The sequence below is a fragment of the Micromonospora sp. AMSO1212t genome (assembly GCF_008868145.1).
Taxonomy (GTDB): Bacteria; Actinomycetota; Actinomycetes; order Mycobacteriales; family Micromonosporaceae; genus Micromonospora; species Micromonospora tulbaghiae.
Genome location: NZ_WBKS01000010.1, coordinates 1 through 16,497, shown reverse-complemented (window position 1 = coordinate 16,497; position 16,497 = coordinate 1). Strand labels below are relative to the sequence as shown.

The 16,497-nt window shown below is 67.7% G+C and carries 18 protein-coding genes and 1 tRNA gene; 14 read left to right on the top strand and 5 right to left on the bottom strand.

All coding sequences use genetic code 11. From position 1 onward, the window contains the following. Positions 1–10: 10 nt before the first annotated feature. Entirely contained in the window at positions 11–997 is a 987-nt protein-coding gene (locus F8279_RS04815) for a hypothetical protein (protein ID WP_151499198.1), read from the bottom strand. 293 nt (positions 998–1,290) lie between these two features. Between F8279_RS04815 and F8279_RS04810 the strand changes: the two genes are divergently transcribed. Beyond that, positions 1,291–1,482 (top strand): hypothetical protein, encoded by a 192-nt coding sequence (locus F8279_RS04810; protein WP_091414270.1) that lies wholly within the window; start codon positions 1,291–1,293, stop codon positions 1,480–1,482. Positions 1,483–2,078: 596 nt separating this feature from the next. Here the strand turns inward: F8279_RS04810 and F8279_RS30195 are convergent. Both F8279_RS30195 and F8279_RS04800 read right to left on the bottom strand, forming a co-directional pair. Then, a complete protein-coding gene (locus F8279_RS30195) occupies positions 2,079–2,252 on the bottom strand; it encodes a hypothetical protein (RefSeq protein ID WP_192580628.1) in 174 nt (57 codons plus the stop codon). Continuing rightward, positions 2,249–2,467, bottom strand: a complete 219-nt coding sequence (locus F8279_RS04800) for a flavin reductase (RefSeq protein WP_151499197.1) — start codon at positions 2,465–2,467, stop codon at positions 2,249–2,251. The genes F8279_RS30195 and F8279_RS04800 overlap by 4 nt, the downstream gene beginning before the upstream one ends. 484 nt (positions 2,468–2,951) lie before the next feature. Here F8279_RS04800 and F8279_RS04790 point away from each other — a divergent pair, with 484 nt between their 5' ends. From F8279_RS04790 to F8279_RS04750, 9 genes are all read left to right on the top strand, one after another. Further along, positions 2,952–3,176, top strand: coding sequence for a winged helix-turn-helix domain-containing protein (locus F8279_RS04790; RefSeq protein ID WP_026268779.1), 225 nt, complete (start codon positions 2,952–2,954; stop codon positions 3,174–3,176). Between the two features lie 49 nt (positions 3,177–3,225). After that, a complete protein-coding gene (locus tag F8279_RS04785; RefSeq protein WP_151499195.1) occupies positions 3,226–3,423 on the top strand; it encodes a hypothetical protein in 198 nt (65 codons plus the stop codon). A 949-nt stretch (positions 3,424–4,372) separates the two neighbouring features. Continuing rightward, positions 4,373–5,281, top strand: a complete 909-nt coding sequence (locus F8279_RS04780; protein ID WP_151499194.1) for a hypothetical protein — start codon at positions 4,373–4,375, stop codon at positions 5,279–5,281. 27 nt (positions 5,282–5,308) lie between these two features. Then, positions 5,309–6,379 carry an ImmA/IrrE family metallo-endopeptidase gene (locus tag F8279_RS30940; protein WP_151499193.1) on the top strand — a complete coding sequence of 357 codons (1,071 nt, stop codon included), beginning with the start codon at positions 5,309–5,311 and terminating at the stop codon, positions 6,377–6,379. 406 nt (positions 6,380–6,785) lie between these two features. Further along, positions 6,786–7,007 (top strand): hypothetical protein, encoded by a 222-nt coding sequence (locus F8279_RS04770; protein ID WP_151499192.1) that lies wholly within the window; start codon positions 6,786–6,788, stop codon positions 7,005–7,007. Positions 7,008–7,418: 411 nt separating this feature from the next. Beyond that, positions 7,419–8,291, top strand: coding sequence for a hypothetical protein (locus F8279_RS04765; protein WP_151499191.1), 873 nt, complete (start codon positions 7,419–7,421; stop codon positions 8,289–8,291). A 1,085-nt stretch (positions 8,292–9,376) separates the two neighbouring features. Further along, on the top strand, positions 9,377–10,939 hold the full coding sequence (locus tag F8279_RS04760) for a replication initiator (protein WP_151499190.1): 1,563 nt from the start codon (positions 9,377–9,379) through the stop codon (positions 10,937–10,939). Beyond that, positions 10,936–11,133 carry an excisionase family DNA-binding protein gene (locus F8279_RS04755; protein WP_151499189.1) on the top strand — a complete coding sequence of 66 codons (198 nt, stop codon included), beginning with the start codon at positions 10,936–10,938 and terminating at the stop codon, positions 11,131–11,133. The genes F8279_RS04760 and F8279_RS04755 overlap by 4 nt, the downstream gene beginning before the upstream one ends. Then, positions 11,133–12,353, top strand: coding sequence for a site-specific integrase (locus F8279_RS04750; RefSeq protein WP_151499188.1), 1,221 nt, complete (start codon positions 11,133–11,135; stop codon positions 12,351–12,353). Before F8279_RS04755 ends, F8279_RS04750 begins: the two co-directional genes overlap by 1 nt. An 85-nt stretch (positions 12,354–12,438) precedes the next feature. Here the strand turns inward: F8279_RS04750 and F8279_RS04745 are convergent. Continuing rightward, positions 12,439–12,510 (bottom strand) — tRNA-Lys (locus F8279_RS04745). 131 nt (positions 12,511–12,641) lie between these two features. On the opposite strand from F8279_RS04745, the gene F8279_RS04740 reads away from it, so the two are divergent. Both F8279_RS04740 and F8279_RS04735 read left to right on the top strand, forming a co-directional pair. Beyond that, positions 12,642–13,820, top strand: a complete 1,179-nt coding sequence (locus F8279_RS04740) for a sensor histidine kinase (RefSeq protein WP_151499187.1) — start codon at positions 12,642–12,644, stop codon at positions 13,818–13,820. Beyond that, the gene (locus F8279_RS04735; protein WP_091414275.1) at positions 13,817–14,479 is read left to right on the top strand and encodes a response regulator transcription factor; all 663 of its coding nucleotides are present in this window, start codon (positions 13,817–13,819) and stop codon (positions 14,477–14,479) included. Before F8279_RS04740 ends, F8279_RS04735 begins: the two co-directional genes overlap by 4 nt. A gap of 85 nt (positions 14,480–14,564) precedes the next feature. On the opposite strand, the gene F8279_RS04730 is transcribed toward F8279_RS04735, so the two are convergent. Further along, positions 14,565–14,948, bottom strand: coding sequence for a DUF6223 family protein (locus tag F8279_RS04730; protein WP_091414277.1), 384 nt, complete (start codon positions 14,946–14,948; stop codon positions 14,565–14,567). Between the two features lie 183 nt (positions 14,949–15,131). On the opposite strand from F8279_RS04730, the gene F8279_RS04725 reads away from it, so the two are divergent. Next, positions 15,132–15,431 (top strand): hypothetical protein, encoded by a 300-nt coding sequence (locus tag F8279_RS04725; RefSeq protein WP_120574039.1) that lies wholly within the window; start codon positions 15,132–15,134, stop codon positions 15,429–15,431. Positions 15,432–15,467: 36 nt separating this feature from the next. Beyond that, positions 15,468–16,497: NAD-dependent epimerase/dehydratase family protein (locus tag F8279_RS04720; protein ID WP_151499186.1), on the top strand; the 1,030-nt coding region annotated here is incomplete at its 3' end.

Below are 16,497 nucleotides of genomic sequence, written 5' to 3'. Positions count from 1 at the left end.
CTGCTCGAAGCTATCGGCTGCGCCCGATATCGATGATATCCAGTACCGTGGCGACGATCCGGTCCAGTTCGCTGCTGTCACGCAGCACCCGCTCCAGACGGTCGTCGTATGCCCGGCCCAGGTGGCCGCCGCTCACGTCCGCGCCGAACACCGTGTCGATCACCTCGGCCACCACGGTCGCGGCCGCCTCACCCCGGGCAAGGCGGACCCGGATGAGTTGGACGGCACCGTCAGCGAGCGCGGTGAGTAATCGCTCGTTCTCGGCCTCGGCATCCACCGGGACGTCGCCCCGATCGTCGAGAAGCGCCGACGAGGCGAGCGGAGCCTGCTTGTGGCCGAGCGGCCCCTCGACGTACTGCTCGTACCACTGCGGGCGACTGCTCATGGCGTGCAGGACGGTCCGGATGTCGGTCTGCAGGTCCGTCTCCCCGTACGTCGACCAGCCGCCGTGTCGCTCGCAGCGCCGTACCACCCAGCTTTCGGTGGGCCACAGTTCGTAGCCGGCGGTGGCCGGCGTACCCGCCCAGACGAGGATCTGAGTCGCCAGGTCGAGCAGCCACGGCTGACCACCCAGTTCCTTGGCCAGCCAGGCCGGTACGCGGGGACGCTGCAGCGCTCCGTGCTCACCGCGGCGCCGTCGGTGGGCATCGACAGTGGCCGGGATCAGGCGGCTGGCGATCCAGCCCTCCAGATTCTCTATCCGCGCGCTCGCCTTCCGGGCAACGTCGTCGACCACGGCCTCGACGTCGTTCTCGAACCGGTCCAGGCACTCGGCCGCGAGGTGCCGCACCGAGGCGGCGCAGTTGACATGTCCCCGGCGCAGCTCGATCTTGCGGGTGAGTCGCTGATACACGACCGGCCAGGCGATGGAGTACGTGGCGCCGGTGAGTTGCGACCGGCGCGGGCCCGAGGCACCCGCGATCGTGGTGGCCAGCAAACCCTGGCGCGCCAGATCCCGGACCTCGTCGACGCCGTCGGTGTGGGGCGATCCGAGCACCGCACCCTCCTCAGAGTGGACCAACGAAGGTGACTCACCTTGGACCAAGGAATTGCGTACGGTGAACGGCGGGATGAATCGTTTCAGTCGCCGGTCAGTCGAGGCGATGCGCGGCTCAGAGGTCGGGTTATCACCGATTGGTCCACAACGGAGGGTCGACAGGGCGATAGATCCGGATGAACGTCGTAGTCCGAAAGCATGACCCTGTCTTGATCGGAAACGGCCTGCCGGTGGGAGCGGATTGCGGGCATGCTGGCGGTGGGCTCGACTCGACGGCCGACAGGAGCGCACCCATGGACGAGGATCCGACCTCCGCCGAGCTGCGCGAATACCTCACGTCGGAGCTGCGCGAGGCGGGCGCGGCAGCCGTTCGCGCCGGTGCGGATCCGGACGCCGTGACGGCTGATCTGAAAGAGCGGCTCCGGCGGATCAACGAGATGCTGGCGGCTGCGGAAGAACCCACCCGTCCAGACCCGGTCGACTGACCGAGGCACTCACCGGCGCTCGAGTCGGCAATCGGTCAGTGGCGAGACTGTCTGGTCAGGGCGCACCTGCCGAAGAAGGTCCGTCTGCCGAAGGCCGTCTGGCGGCTCCTGCGCCGGGGTGCTGCCGAGAGGTCGAGTGCGCACCGGGTCGGTGCCGAGCTGCTGCACCCCGAGACGATCACGGCCGCCACCCTGCCGCTGCACCGTGGTCCCTCGGCTTGGCGGCCTTCCGACCTGATCTTCGCCACCCGCTACGGTCAGCCGGTCGAGCTACGGAACTTCAACCGCTCCGGGGACCGGCGCTGGGAGGCGGCGGGAGTCCGACGGATCACCGTGCGGGATGCCCGGCGGACCTGTGCCTCGCGGCTGGCCAGCCTCGACGTGCATCCCCGGTGTTCAGTTCGCTAACGGTCTGTAGCGATACCGGCATACTGACCCGCGGAAGAGTGGGCCGCCAGGGACTCGAACCCTGAACCTATGGATTGCCGGCGAGCCGGCCGGATCAGGTGCGGTGCGAGGTCATGCGGCCTGCTGGCGTGCTTCTCGGCCGGGTTCGGCTGGCACGGTTGCTGTACTTCGCTGCTGTACTGCTGGCGTCAGACGAGGCGTTGGATGCGGACCTTCGGGCGGTCGTTCCTCAGGTGACCTTGCTTGTGCTGGCGGACCTGCTCGTCCCAGACTTCCTGGTCGTAGTCCGGGTCCGGTGGGATCCACTTGTGGGAGCCGTCGCTGTAGTGGAACTTCTCGTCGCCGGGTCGAAGGATGCTCATCGGGTCCAGCCGAGGAATCGGTGGTGCAGGCGGCCGGCGGGGACGTGGGCCAGGTCCTGGGCGGCATCAACGAGCTGGGCGGCCAGGTAGAGGGCAAGCGACGCGGGGGCGCGGTCATATTCAGCTCGCAGCTCGCGCCGCCGGGTCTGGCAGGGCCAGTCCCCCGCACAACCGCCGCAGGACCAGGCCGGTTTGATCGGGTGGTGGGTGGTCATCGCGGGCCGTCCTGGCTGGGCCAGTGGCCGCGGTTGATCGGGATGCGGTGGCGGTTTCGGCAGGGCAGGCTGCTTCCGCAGCGGCAGAGCTGTCGCCAGTGCCGCCATGACCAGACGGGCCGATGACGGCGGGCGAGGGTGAGCGCCACCGCCGAGACGTACTCGTCGTAGGAGACGCGCCGCCGACCGTTGTCCCGCCTCTGCTGGTACCCGGCGTCCTGCACGACACCTGGGATCGCGCCAGTTGCATCGTTCGGTCTGGTCACCATGCCTCCCGCCGACGCTTGCGGTCCCGTGGGCACCCGATCAGCCGTGCCCGGAGACAGGGCACCCACGGCAGGACGACCCGGCCGCCAAGCTGGGTAGCCCCACGAGCAACTCAGGACGCAATGTGCGCAGGGTCAACAGCTGAGACACATAGCGTTGTAAGTCGAGCGGGAGGTGTGGTCTGCTTGCACCAGCCGCCAAGCTGGGAGCACCACCTATGTCTGAAGCTGCCTACCTACAGGTCGCCCGGGATATCCGCGAGCAGGTCAGCTCCGGCCAGTTGAAGCCGGGCGACAAGCTGCCCTCGTTCGCCGCCCTCTGCGAGCACTACGAGGTCAGCAACACCGTGATCCGGGCCGCCATGCTGCTGCTCAAGGCCGAAGGGCTGATCGACGGCCGGCAGGGCAAGGGCGTCTACGTCGCCAACCCGCTTCCTAGGTAGCCGGGCGCTGCCCGTTGCCGGCGCGATCGCTACCCGGCACGCTTCGGCCATGACGGACGAGGACCGGTTGCAGCAGATGATCGAGGAACTGCGGTGGATGCGGGAGCGATATGAGCCGAAATCCAACCAGAATCCTCGGTACCTGCGGTACTCCAACGCGGGGCCGGCGCTGCGATGGCTCATCGACGACCTAATCAAGGAACGAGCGATGCAGCCGGCGACGCCTGATGAGGCATCGGCGGGCTAGGACGCACATCGTCTGCTGTCATCGGTTGTCATCCCGCACCTGTCAGCTCGGCTACGCCCCCGCCCGCTGTCGAGGCTTGCCGATGGCAGGCGGCCCGTTCGCTGCCTCTTGCTGCTTTTCCGAATGGAAAGTCGTCGCCGGCCGGTGGGTAGAGAAGGTCGAGGCGGGCGAGGAGTTGCACATGCTTTCGAGGTCTGCGATTGCTCGTCTGCCGCGGTTCGGCCGGGGCCGTGAGCTGGCATGCCGCCCTCTGATGGACGACAGCATGCCCCTGCGCACCCCTGCGAACGAGACCACAACTGAGACCACCTGGCGGTACGTGCACCAGTCTCCGCGCTCGCTGGCGATCAGCGCGGGACGGAAATCAACTGAAGGTTGGCCCTCGTCGGACCCTGTGGCGGCGAGGGTGACGGCGACGTCGTCAACCGCAAGGAAGTGGACCTCCTCGGTATGGCGATCCGGCCGGGGATCCGCTAAGATAGAACATACGTTCGAGTCGCAGGGACGGAACACCGACACGAAGTGTCGACATCGGAGCTGGACCGTTACATTACCGGGGTGCCTAGCCAGTCCCCTCGTGTCGCCGACGTCTACATGTCGAATAATGGGGTACTACAACCCACTGATCCTCGCGCGCACCGGCCTGTGGGCGTAGTCCGCGAGAGCGTTGCCGGGAAGGTTGTCGTGCTTGGGCGTACTACCGATACCAGCAAGGCCGGCGTCCAGACGCCGGCCGGGATCCTGCCGGGGCTCGACGAAGATGGCGTGTTTGCGCTCCGCTACCAACGGGTGATCCCTGCGAGGCGCTTTGACAGCAAGGATCTTCCTTTTGTCGGAACGCTTCCCGACCCCTACCGCAGTCAAATGCAAACCGTAATTGCGAACGCTTCCCTTGAGCAAAAGTTGAAGTCCCTTAGGTCCAGGAGATCGAGCTAGAGAGGAGAGCTAAATGAATAAGACTGTCGCTCTCCTCTCTAGCGAGCTCGATCAGTTGGTGCAAGGGAGCATGCAGGAGCGAATTCTATTTAGGCGAATAAATACGCCGCGGAATGCTGTCCCGGCCGCAGGGCAATGCTGGTCGATTCGATGGGACGACGCGAAGCTCATTGCAGTCATCAGTGCAGTGTTCGATGATTTCATCCTAGCTTTTCCCGCCACCGTTGCTGACCACACGTCTGATGGGCAAACCCTCAGCACAAGGCTCGCGGATCTAGATGTCAACCTAACCATTTGGTGGGGAACCGAAACCGGCTTAGGGTACCAAACCCTAGATAGCTACCTTGGTGACGCGCTTGATAGTGAACGTTGCGAGCAGCTCCGAGAAAAATTCATTCAAGGGGTTGCCGATGAGTCGATCAGCACTGATGACGGCATTGAGCGTGCCGAGATTATTGCTGAAGCGTTCGGATGCTTGAGTGATGAAGAGTGGTCGCAAGACCCAGAGCTAGCTGATGCCCCCAACCTTTCTGCAATGCTCCAGGATCCTGATCTTAAGCCGAGCGCCTTGGCTCGGATACTCCGCACCAGTCTTCCCGATGCCCTCGCAGTTATTCGGGGAGATCGAGCGCTGAGGGCCGACGAGGCCTTGACTCTTGGGAAAGAAACGGGAATCAGTCTCCGGTTGACCGCTGGACCTCTCACGGAGCGCCTGCGAGAGCTGGTGCGTGTTCTCAACGACCCCATCCGAAAGCAACTGATCAGAGAGCTGGCGGAGACGCGCGGCGAAGACGAGCGCGTTGCCCGGCTTCACATCGTGCGCGACGTGCGGCCGGCGGCGGCCAGACAAACTAGGAATGTCGAAGTACCCGACTGGGAGACGCGGGTAGACCTCTATCTACGTCAGCACCTACAATCGTGAGGCTGCTATCCAAGTGGTCCCGTAGGGGTGTCCGTGGCGGAGTCCTTCGATCTTCAACGCCTCACTGACGGTCGGTATTTGACGTTTCAGGTTAAAGCGGCAGTCCAACGGCTGTGCGATAACCTTGATCAAGTCAAACCCGGCGCGGTAAGTCGACTGCAGGCCGACGCGTGGCACGAGGTCTCGGGCTGGGCCGACGTAATTGTTCGCGAGGTCTATGCAGACATTGCAGGTGGCTGCTCAGTCGCGGGGCATTGCAATTTGATTACGACACCGGCCGAAATCACGGTTGTCCGGAATGCCAGCCACGGCCGTCGAATTTTTACGCTGTTGCATGAGATTGCACATTTTCTTCAGCAGAACGACGAACTCTGGACCGATGGGGCACTTTCCAGGCAACAAGACTTTGGCCGCCGCCTCGAAGAGCAGGTGTGCGATGCATTCGCCGCTGAAGTGTTACTTGGAAATGATCTACCCGACCGCATCATTGGCGCCTCTCCAATAACCGCCTCCTTGGTTCAGCAATTGTTTGAGGCTAGTCAGGCGTCACGATCAGCGTGTTGTGTGAAGGTGGCGCAACTGTTGCCTTGTGAAGGATGGGTCCTACTTACAGACCTCGACGGCACTGTGCAGTTTGCTGCGGTGTCAGGAAACCGGATACCGCCTCGTCGTGGGACGTACCAAGGGTCTGGTCACGTCTCCCAGGTCGCTGGCCGGTTAGGTACTTCAAGACAGGAGGATTCGTGGGTCGCATTCCCTAGCGGAAGGCGATGGCGTCCGCTATACGCCGACTCTGTCCGTGACCCATCCTTCCGGTACGTCTACACGGTGCTTACAGAAGATGTTCCGCCCTGGCTTCCCTCCTACACGCAACGGCGGCGGGCCCCTGCGGACACAAGCTGGGACTGTCACGTCTGTGAAGCGGTTTTCAATGTTCGGCCGGCAAGTTGCGCCGCATGCAATGAACCGACGTGCCCCCGATGTGGGATGTGCGCATGTGAACAGCGCGTTCATGAGAGACGCTGCGAGCGGTGTTTCCTCGTGCATGGGATAGCGATGTTCGAGGGCTCGTCGTCCGTATGCCGAGAGTGCTCCTGAGGATGCGGCGCTGGGTCTTCGAGCCGACCAGGCCTTGTCACCTGGGCAGACGTCATCAGCAGTGGTCGTCGTTGGCGGCTCACGATCGGCCTCCGACGGTCTGGTTGACGACCTGGACCTGGTCCTCGTTGACCGGTCCGCAGCCGGCGCTGCCCCCCGGCCCGCTCTGACGCTCGCTTACAAGTTCTAGGCGCGTCGTCCGGCGTCGTCCGGGACCGTCTCCCGCCTCGGTCGACCGTCCACATGAGGTCGACCCCGGCCGCGTCCACCCGAGCCGGTTGCTGTCACCGCTGCTGTCGACGACGCAGTGCGGCAGGTACTGGATGTCCAGGCGGGCCGTGGTCATCCAACACTGCGGCCAAGGCGCAGCAGCGTCTCATTGCCGTCTTAGCTACACTCAGCCACCATGACGACGATCTACGCAACCCAGGAGTGGAACGGCCACGGGAAGCAGAACTACTACTGGAACGAGTACCGACTCGAAGGTGACACCGTCGTCAAGTATAAGTGCCACAGGCAGAAGTTCTTCGATGGGGATGAAAACACCTGGCAGGGGGACGAGAGGGTTGTGGAGTCGTGGAGGGTTGACGATCCGAGCATTCCCGACTGGCTCAAGCAGTATCTCTGATCGCGCACCCTTAATTTCATGACGTCGCTCAGACGTTGAAGCGGAACTTAGAGCCGCTATCCCTCCACCAGCAGGAACGGCCGAGATACCTGCTCAAGCGCCGAGTGAGGGCCGCCATCGTTGGTGGCTGGTTGACGATGTCTTGTGCGCCCTGCGTGCCCCACAACCGTCGGAGGCCGGCCACCACCACCGCCCCTCGGGGTGGCCGCTGGTATCTGATGTCCGATCGTTCGAGCTCGTTTGTCGTGGATACGACACGTTCGAACGAATTGATCTAGGCAAAAGCCCTCTCAATCCACCTCGAAGTATCGCAATTCGACCAAACGCAAGGGTTCACATCACCACAAATCTTCCTTGAACGACACCGTTGTCATAGTGGAAGTTCCCGTTGATTCTAGCCATCATGGGCGGGTGACCGATGGCGAAACCGAATTCCGCACCTTCACACAAGAAGAGCTCGATCACGAAATAGATAGAGTGATCATCGGCTTGCCCAGAAGATATCGTCTCGTATCTTTCCGACGCAATAGCCTCGTCCTTTATGGAGTCCTGTTCTTCTCCTTCGCCCTTCTTGCGGGATGGGGTGCAGGAGAGCTTTGGGCGAGTGTATACGCATCGGGTGAGACGCCTCCAAGTGCGCAAGAATTTAACCAACTCACCGCGTCGCCGGGAGCGAGCAACTGGCTCCTCACTGCCATACGTTGGCGAGGAGAGATTGCGGTTGGCCTAGCGGCCTTTTTTGTAATCTTTGGCTTGCTCAAGCTGCGCAAGTCGGCCCGACTGCGGAGAGGCATAAAGCGTCCACCTTACTTCTTGGCCGCTCTTCTGTGTGCCGTGGTGTTGACGATCGGAGCCGCCGCATTGTGGGCCTTACTGAACGAGGCTAACAAGGTAGCACCCGACAAGCGGCCAGAAGTACGGATAGAGGCCATTAAGACTGCCGCCACAGTTGCGGTAGGAACGTCTGGCGTCGGAGCACTCCTTTTGGGAGCTCGTCGATTCTGGACAAGCGAGACGGATAAACTCGATGAGAAGTTCAAGGCAGCTGTCGATCTGATAGGCAGCGAACAGGGGTCGGTCAGAGTGAGCGGAATGGTTGCTCTTGAAAGGTTGGCGCAGAGGAACCCGGATTTCAAGGCCGGGACATCGCATGTGCTTGACTATCTTGCGTCTTACGCCGATCCAGAAACCAAAGAGAAAGCAATAGCACGCAGCATTTTGGATGGACGCCACGAATACATCCGGTTCGTTCGCCGCGTATACGACAGAGATATCACGGACTAAGCCCTATCTAAGCCTTTCCGTCTGCCGTCGACCCGCCCTCCTGGGGAGCGGGCCGCCGCCCGGCCCGCCATGTCAAGCGGACCTTGACGGCTCGTACGGACGCTGGCGGGTCGGGCGGAGGTCTGCTCGGCTTGCCCGCGTCGACGGCAGGCGGGATGGCTTACCGTCACCACCCACTGACCGCGACCCGCCGACCGGAGCCCTGGCCATCCTGGAGCCGGAGCGCCCCCGCCGGAGGCGCTCTAACCGCAACCCCGCAACCGCCGCCAGCTCGCCGACGCGGCCGGCTTGCGCTCTCCTACGCCGCGCGGTGCTCGCCGCGCGGCCCGGCCGGCTGCCGGCCCACCACCCCCATCGGGAAACGACCTGTCGTCCTGTGGCGGCCCACCGGGCTACCCGCCCACCGGGCTACCCGCCCTCCGCGGCAGCCGCCGGGCGTGTCGCGTGGCCGGAGTCGGGGCGCCAGCGGAGCGACGGACGCGCGCCCAGGCGGCGGCGCGTGCGGCCCGCTCAGGGCCGCCTTGATAGACGTACAGCAAGTCCTCCCACACCGGCCGGCAGTCGGCCGTCCCGCCCTCACGGGAGGATCACGGCGGGTTGACGTGTCGGTACCCGGTGCTACTCTGGCGCTCGTCGAGCACGCTAGCGCGGCCTTCCCGCCGGATCGCTGGACTCGACGCCGGAGATGCCGAGCGGCCTTCCTGCCGCTGATGCGGGCCACGTCCCGCCGGCTCTCGATCGCACCGGCCGCCATGCCGGTCTCCCGAATCCGCTGAGCGGCCCAGCGCGGCCTTGCCAGCCGTCCACGATGGCGGATTCACGCATATCCACGGGTGGGGACAGCCTGCGGCAACCCGCCGGTGCCGACATCCCAGGCTCCCCACCCGTGCCGGCCCAATCACCGAGTCCGTGAGCGCGAAAGGACATGACCCATCGGCGGGAAGTGGCCTCACTAGCCATCCGCCCTCCGGCGTCAGCCGCCCTCCCGGCGGTGCCAGGAGACACGACGAACACTACCAGCGGACCCACGTCCAGGGCTGGTGGTGCTTCGTCTTCCGTCCCTGCCACCCCTGGAGGAGAGAGTCATGTCCGCCCTGCTCGACCTGTACCGTCCCGGCCCCGCCGTCGGCCGTGACACGCAAGCTCTTTACCGCGCCGCGACCCCGGAGTTCTTCGGCTGGCTGGAGCACATCCGTACCGCCGGCGGCTGCTCCCGCCCGATCCGCCTGAGCGGCACCATCGCCGTCGTCGACGCCGACACCGGCCGCATCACCGGTCAACGGCACACCGACGAACTGCCTGACCGCACCCTCTACAAGGCGTGCGGCAACCGCCGCGAATCGCAGTGCGTCTACTGCGCCTGGGTCTACCAGGGCGACGCCTACCAGGTCGTGCGTTGCGGTCTGACCGGCGGCAAGGGCGTTCCCGACTCGGTCGGCTGGCACCCGGTCGTCTTCGCCACCTTCACCGCCCCGTCCTTCGGCGCGGTCCACCGCCGGCACGTCGCACGCCACACCTGCGCCACCCGGCAACGCTGCGACTGCCGCCCCGCTCCCTGCCTCGCCCGTAGGGCCGCCGGCGCCTGCCAGCACGGGCAGTCCGCGGCGTGCTTCGCTCGGCACGACGCCGACGATCCGCGGCTCGGCCAGCCGTTGTGCCTGGACTGCTACGACCACGACCACCAGGTGGTCTGGAACGGGTTCTCGGGCGAGTTGTGGCGGCGCACCAAGCAGGCCGCCGATCGCCACCTCGCCGCGCAGTGTCGCCGACGGGGCATCCCCTTCGTCCGGGTCGTCACGGCCGCTGGCAAGGTGCGCTGGGTGCCGCCCGTGCGGCTGTCGCACGGCAAGGTCGCCGAGATGCAACGCCGGGCAGCAGTCCACTTCCACGTCCTGCTGCGCCTCGACGGCGTCGACCCCGACGATCCGGGTGCCCTCGTGCCGCCACCGACCGGCATCACCATCGACGACCTGGAGGCCGCCGTCCACGCCGCCGCCCGGCAGATCACCGTCACCACGCCCCCGCACCCCGGCCGGCCGCAGGGCTGGCTGGTCGCCTGGGGCGAGCAGGTCGACGTCCGGCGCATCAACACCGCGAGCGATGAGCTGACCGACCGCAAGGTCGCGGCATACCTCGCCAAGTACGCCACCAAAGCCACCGAGGCCACCGGCCACTGCTCCACCCGTCTCACCCTGGCCACCATCGACGACTACGCCGACCCCGAAGGCGACCACCTCGCCCGCCTGATCGACGCCTGCTGGCACCTGGGGCGGCCCACCGGCACCGACACTGCCAGCGGCACCGCACCGGACGAGGGCCGTCAAGGCAGCCTTGACAGCAGATCCCGCCCCTACGCCGGGCTGCGCCGCTGGGCGCACATGCTCGGCTTTGGCGGTCACTTCCTCACCAAGGCCCGCCGCTACTCCGTCACCTTCAGGCTGCTTCGGGAAACCCGAGCCACCTACCGCCGCAACGAGGACGAGGAAACCGCCGTCACCGTCGGCACCCTCGCCTACGCCGGCTCCGGGTGGCTCACCGAAGGTGACGCGCTCCTGGCCAACACCGCCGCCGCCCAGCGCCGGCAGGCCAGACGCATCGGCCAGGAAGAACTCGCCCACGAAGCCTGGCTCACCGGGATCGCCGCATGAGCCGAGACCTCACCCCGCGCTGGTACTCGCCCGCCGAGGTCGCCGTGCTGCTCGGCTTCGGCATCTCCAAGGTCAAGATGAAGATCGCCACCGGCGAGATGCGCTCCATCAAGGACGGCAAGTACCGCCGCATCCTCCCCGAAAGGGTCGACGACTACATCCGCGAGCAGGTCGAACGGCAGGAGGCTGCCTGATGCCCGGACGCGCCCGTGCCAACGGTGAGGGGTCGATCTTTGCGTACCGGAATGGCTTCGCCGCGTACGTCTGGGTCGAGAAGCCCGACGGCAAGCGGGGCCGGAAGTGGGTCTACGGCAAGACCCGCGAGGAGGTCCACGACAAGTGGATCAAGCTGCACGGTCAGGCCAAGGCCGGTCCGGTGGCGACGCGCTCCCCGACGGTGGGGGAGTACGCCGGCTACTGGCTGCGCGAGATCGTCAAGCCGAACCTGGCGCCCGGCAGCTACGTCACCTACGAGGTAGTGGTGCGGCTGTACCTCGTGCCGGGGTTGGGCCGCAAGCGCCTCGACAAGCTCCGGGTCAGCGACGTGCAGACCTGGATCAACGAGGTCGGGCGGACCTGCCAGTGCTGCGCCCAGGGCAAGGACGAGCGGCGGAAGCCTGGTCAGCGTCGCTGCTGCGCCCTCGGCCGCTGCTGCCGGGATCTGCCCTCGGCAACCAGCGTCACCCACCTGCGGACCGTGCTCCGGACACTGCTCTCCCATGCGATCACCGAAGGGCTGCTCACCCGCAACGTGGCATCCCTGGTGAAGCTGCCACCCGTACGAAAGCGCAAGCGGAAGGCGTGGACGAGCGACGAGGCCCGCCGCTTCCTGGAGTCGGCCCGCGCCGACGACGACCCGCTGTACACCGCGTACGTCCTGGTCCTGGTGCTCGGTCTGCGCAAGGGCGAGATGTTGGGACTCGCCTGGGCTGACGTGGACCTCGACGCGGGGGAGTTGACCATCGATCGGCAACTCCAGCGGGTCGGTGCCAAACTGCTGCACCGGGAAACGAAGACCGCCGCGTCGGACGCCACCCTGCCGCTGCCGGACATCTGCACCGTGGCCCTCAGCCGTCGCCGTGTCGCGCAGGCCGCTGCCCGGGATGCGGCCGGCCCCGCCTGGCAGCCGTCGGACCTCATCTTCACCACCCGCTACGGCCGGCCGGTCGAGCCACGCAACTTCAACCGCTTCTGGGACCGTCGCCGTGACGCGGCCGGAGTCCGGCGGATCACCGTCAGGGACGCCCGGCGGACCTGCGCCTCGCTCCTGGCCGACCTGGACGTGCACCCCCGGGTGGCGATGCAGATCCTTCGGCACGCGCAGTTTGCCATCACCATGGAGATCTACACGGTGGTGTCCTCGGCGGCCACCCGCGACGCCCTCAAGCGGCTCGGCAGCGCACTGGACCGGTGAGGCCCTACTTGCTGTACTTCGCTGCTGTATAGGCCCTCAGCACAACAAAAGCGGCCCTACAAAGGGCCGCTGAGCTGGAACGGAGTGGGCCGCCAGGGACTCGAACCCTGAACCTATGGATTAAAAGTCCACAGCTCTGCCATTGAGCTAGCGGCCCGCACGCCACAGGTTACCCGAAGCCGATCAGCCCGGCGTGCGTCGCGCACCGACCCTCCGGACCACGCTTCGGCACCACACGACGCCGCCTCGGGGCCCTCCGCTGCGTCCGCGGACCGCTACGCTTCGGCAATGTCGAGCTGGCGCCGGCACGGCCTCAAAGCGGAAGCCGCAGTGGTGCCTGCCGTCGCCCTGGTGGCCCTCCTCGGCCTGTTCGTGCAGTCGGAGGGCATCGACACCACCGCCGAGCTCGTGGCGCTGCTGGCCGTCGTTGCCTCCTCCGCCGCGCTCTACCTACGCCGGCGATACCCGGTGACGGTGGGCGCAGTGGCGCTGGCCGCGGTCGCCGCGTACGGGGCTCTGCTGCACCGCCCTGGGCCGATCATGCTGGTGTTCGTCGTGGCGCTGTACACGGTCGTCGACGAGGGGCACCTCGCGGTCGCGGTGGGGCTCGGCCTGGCCTCTGTCGTCTCCTTCGCCGTCGCCGACAGCTACACCCGGACCGGTGTCAGTGGGAACGGCGCGACGCTGCTGCACGCCGGGTGGCTCGTAGCGGTCATCGTCGGCGTGACCCGTAACCGGCGGGCCTATCTCGCCGAGGTGCAGGCCCGGGTGCTCGCCGCGGAACAGCGCAAGGAGGAGGAGGCCCGCCACCGGGCCACCGAGGAGCGGCTGCGGATCGCCCGCGAGCTGCACGACCTGCTCGGCCACCATCTCTCGCTGATCAGCGTGCAGGCGAGCGCCGCGTTGCACCGGCCCGATCCGGAGCGGTCCGCGGAGGCACTCGCCGTGATCAAGCAGACGAGCCGGGAGACGCTGCGCGAGCTGCGGGCGGCGCTCGGCGTGCTCCGGCAGGAGGGTACGACGCCGAGCCACCCCGCACCCGGTCTGGACCGCCTCGACGAGCTGGTCACGACGGCCGGGCGGCGCGGGCTGACGGTCCGTACCAAGGTGACGGAGACCGGGCCGCTTCCACCGGAGGTGGATCTGTCCGCGTACCGGATCGTCCAGGAGGCGCTCACCAACGTGAGCCGTCACGCGGGCGCGAGCACGGCGGTGGTCCGGGTCGTGCCGGACGGCGACGAGGTGCTGGTGGAGGTGGCCGACGACGGCGCCGGTCCCACGGGCCCGCCCGACGCACCGCCGGGCAACGGGATCCTCGGCATGGGCGAGCGTGCCCGCGCGCTGGGCGGCTCGCTCACGACCGGGCCCGGGCCGGACGGCGGCTTCCTGGTGCGCGCCCGCCTCCCGCTGCGGCCCGCACCGCTGCCGGTCCCGGCACCACGCGCGGAACGGGGGGAGACGACATGATCCGGCTGCTGCTCGCCGACGACCAGACCCTGGTACGCGCCGGCTTCCGCTCCATCCTCGACGGCGAGGACGGCATCGAGGTGGTCGGCGAGGCCGCCGACGGCGCCACTGCGGTACGGCTGGCGCGGGAACTGCGGCCGGACGTCGTCCTCATGGACATCCGGATGCCGCTGCTGGACGGCCTGGCCGCCACCCGGGAGATCGTCGCCGGCACCGACGCCCGGGTGATCATCCTGACCACCTTCGACCTGGACGACTACGTCTACGGCGCGTTGCGGGCCGGTGCGAGCGGCTTCCTGGTCAAGGACACCGAGCCGGCGGAGCTGATCCACGGCGTACGGGTGGTGGCCCGGGGCGACGCGTTGATCGCCCCGGCCGTCACCCGCCGGTTGATCGCCGAGTTCGCCGCCCGGACCCGGCACCCGGACCCGGGCCCCCGCCTGAGCGCGCTGACCGAGCGGGAACGGGAGGTCCTCGCCCTGGTCGCCGCCGGCCTGTCCAACGACGAGATCGCGGCCCGGCTGGTGCTGAGCCCGGCCACCGCGAAGACGCACGTCAGTCGGATCATGACCAAGACGCGGGTACGGGACCGGGCCCAGCTTGTGGTGCTCGCGTACGAGTCAGGGCTCACCGTCCCCGGCTGGCTCACCGCCTCCTGACCGAGCCGCCGGGACGGAACGAGCCGCCGGGACGGAACGAGCGGCCGGGCGGAACCGGCGCGCCGGGACAGGACGAGCGACCGGGTCAGGCGGTACGCCGGGAACGTGCCAGCGCCAGCCCGCCCAGCACCGCCCCGATCAGCCCGAACGCCACACCGGCGACCGCACCTGCGCGTCCCTGACCGCTGCCGAGGCCCTCGGTGGTGAGCGCCAGGTGCCACACGCTGAGGACGAGGCTGACCAGTCCGGCCGCTACGGCCACCAGCGCCTGGACCCGCCCCTCGCCCGGCCCGCGGCGGGAGCGGCTGAGTGCCAGCCCGCCGACGATCACGCTGGCCAGGCCCAACAGGGCGATGACAGTGGCGCCGGCCCGCCCGGAGCCGCCGATACCCCCGGCGGCGAGCGAGGTGTGCGCGGCCGGGGCGAACTCTCCGACGACTGTGGTGGCGAGCAGGTGACGGATGGACATTCGGGGACTCCCTCGGGTCGCGGCAATTGGTGACGGCGGCAGCGTATGGACGCGCATCGCCGCCGGTCGTCGCCCCGGAGTCGTCGACCGGGCTACCACCACGGGAGTACGCGCTCCGCCCGCGTACCCCAGGGGTTGTCGTTGTCAGGCGTGAACGGCGGCGGCCGGGGAACCTGGGCGACCATGCGAGTCACGACCACCGCCGCCGTGGCGGCGTCCCGGGAGGTGCCGGGCGACGACGGCGTACGGCGGCCCGGCGGTGAGGTGCACGCCTGGCTGCCGGGGCAGAACCAGACGCTGTGCGGGCTGCCGCTGAGCCGGACCCGGCTGCGCCGCTTCCCGCACGTGCCGTTCGACTACTCCGGCACCGACGTGCTCACCGAGGCCGACCCGGAGAGCTGGCTCTGCCCGCGCTGCCTGGCCGCCACCGCGGGTCGCCGCGAACGGGAGAAGGGCTGGGTGCGCACGAACCCCCGTCCGTGAGCGGTTGCTGCCCGGTTCAGCGGGTACGGCACGACCATGCGCATCGTGATCGTGGGGGCGACCGGCAACGTGGGGACGGCGGTGCTGCGCCGGCTGCGGCGGGAGGCGGGGACCGAGCTGGTCGGCGTGGCCCGCCGGCTGCCCGGGCCGGACGCCGGTGAACCGTACGACGACGTCGAGTGGCACTCCTGCGACATCGGCGCGCCGGGCGCCGCCGACCAGCTCGTGCGGATCTTCGCCGGGGCGCGGGCGGTCGTGCACCTCGCCTGGCAGATCCAGCCCAGCCACGACCGGCGCACGCTCTACCGGACCAACGTCGGCGGCAGCCGCGCGGTGATCGAGGCCGCCGTCCGGGTCGGTGTTCCGGCCCTGGTGTACGCCTCGTCGGTCGGCACCTACGCGCCCGGCCCGAAGAACCACCCGGTCAGCGAGAACTGGCCGGCGACCGGGGTGGAGACGTCGTCGTACAGCCAGGACAAGGCGGAGGTGGAGGCACTGCTGGACGGCGTGCAGCGGGAACACCCGAACCTGCGCGTGGTACGGCTGCGCCCCGGACTGATCTTCCAGCGCGAGGCCGGTACGGAGATCAGCCGCTACTTCCTCGGCCCGCTGGTGCCGGTGCGCCTGCTGCGGTACGGCCGGATTCCGCTCGTGCCGTCGAACAAGCGACTCCGGATGCAGGCGGTGCACGCCGACGACGTGGCCGACGCGTACGCCCGGGCGGTCGTGGGGGATGCGAGCGGCGCCTTCAACGTGGCGGCCGACCCGGTGCTGACGCCGGAACTGGTGGCCCGGCACTTCCACGGCTGGACGGTGCCGGTGGCGACGCCGGTGCTGCGCGCCGCGGCGGCGGTGACCTGGCGGGCGCGGCTGCAACCGGTCGACACCGGCTGGGTCGACCTGGCGCTGAACGTGCCGCTGATGTCGAGCCACCGCGCCGAGACCGAACTCGGCTGGACGCCGGCCGTCGACACGGTGACCGCCCTGAAGGAGCTGTTCGCCGGCATGGCCACGAGAGCGGGCACCGACTCCCCGCCGCTGTCCCCGGACCCGGCGTTGCCCGGCC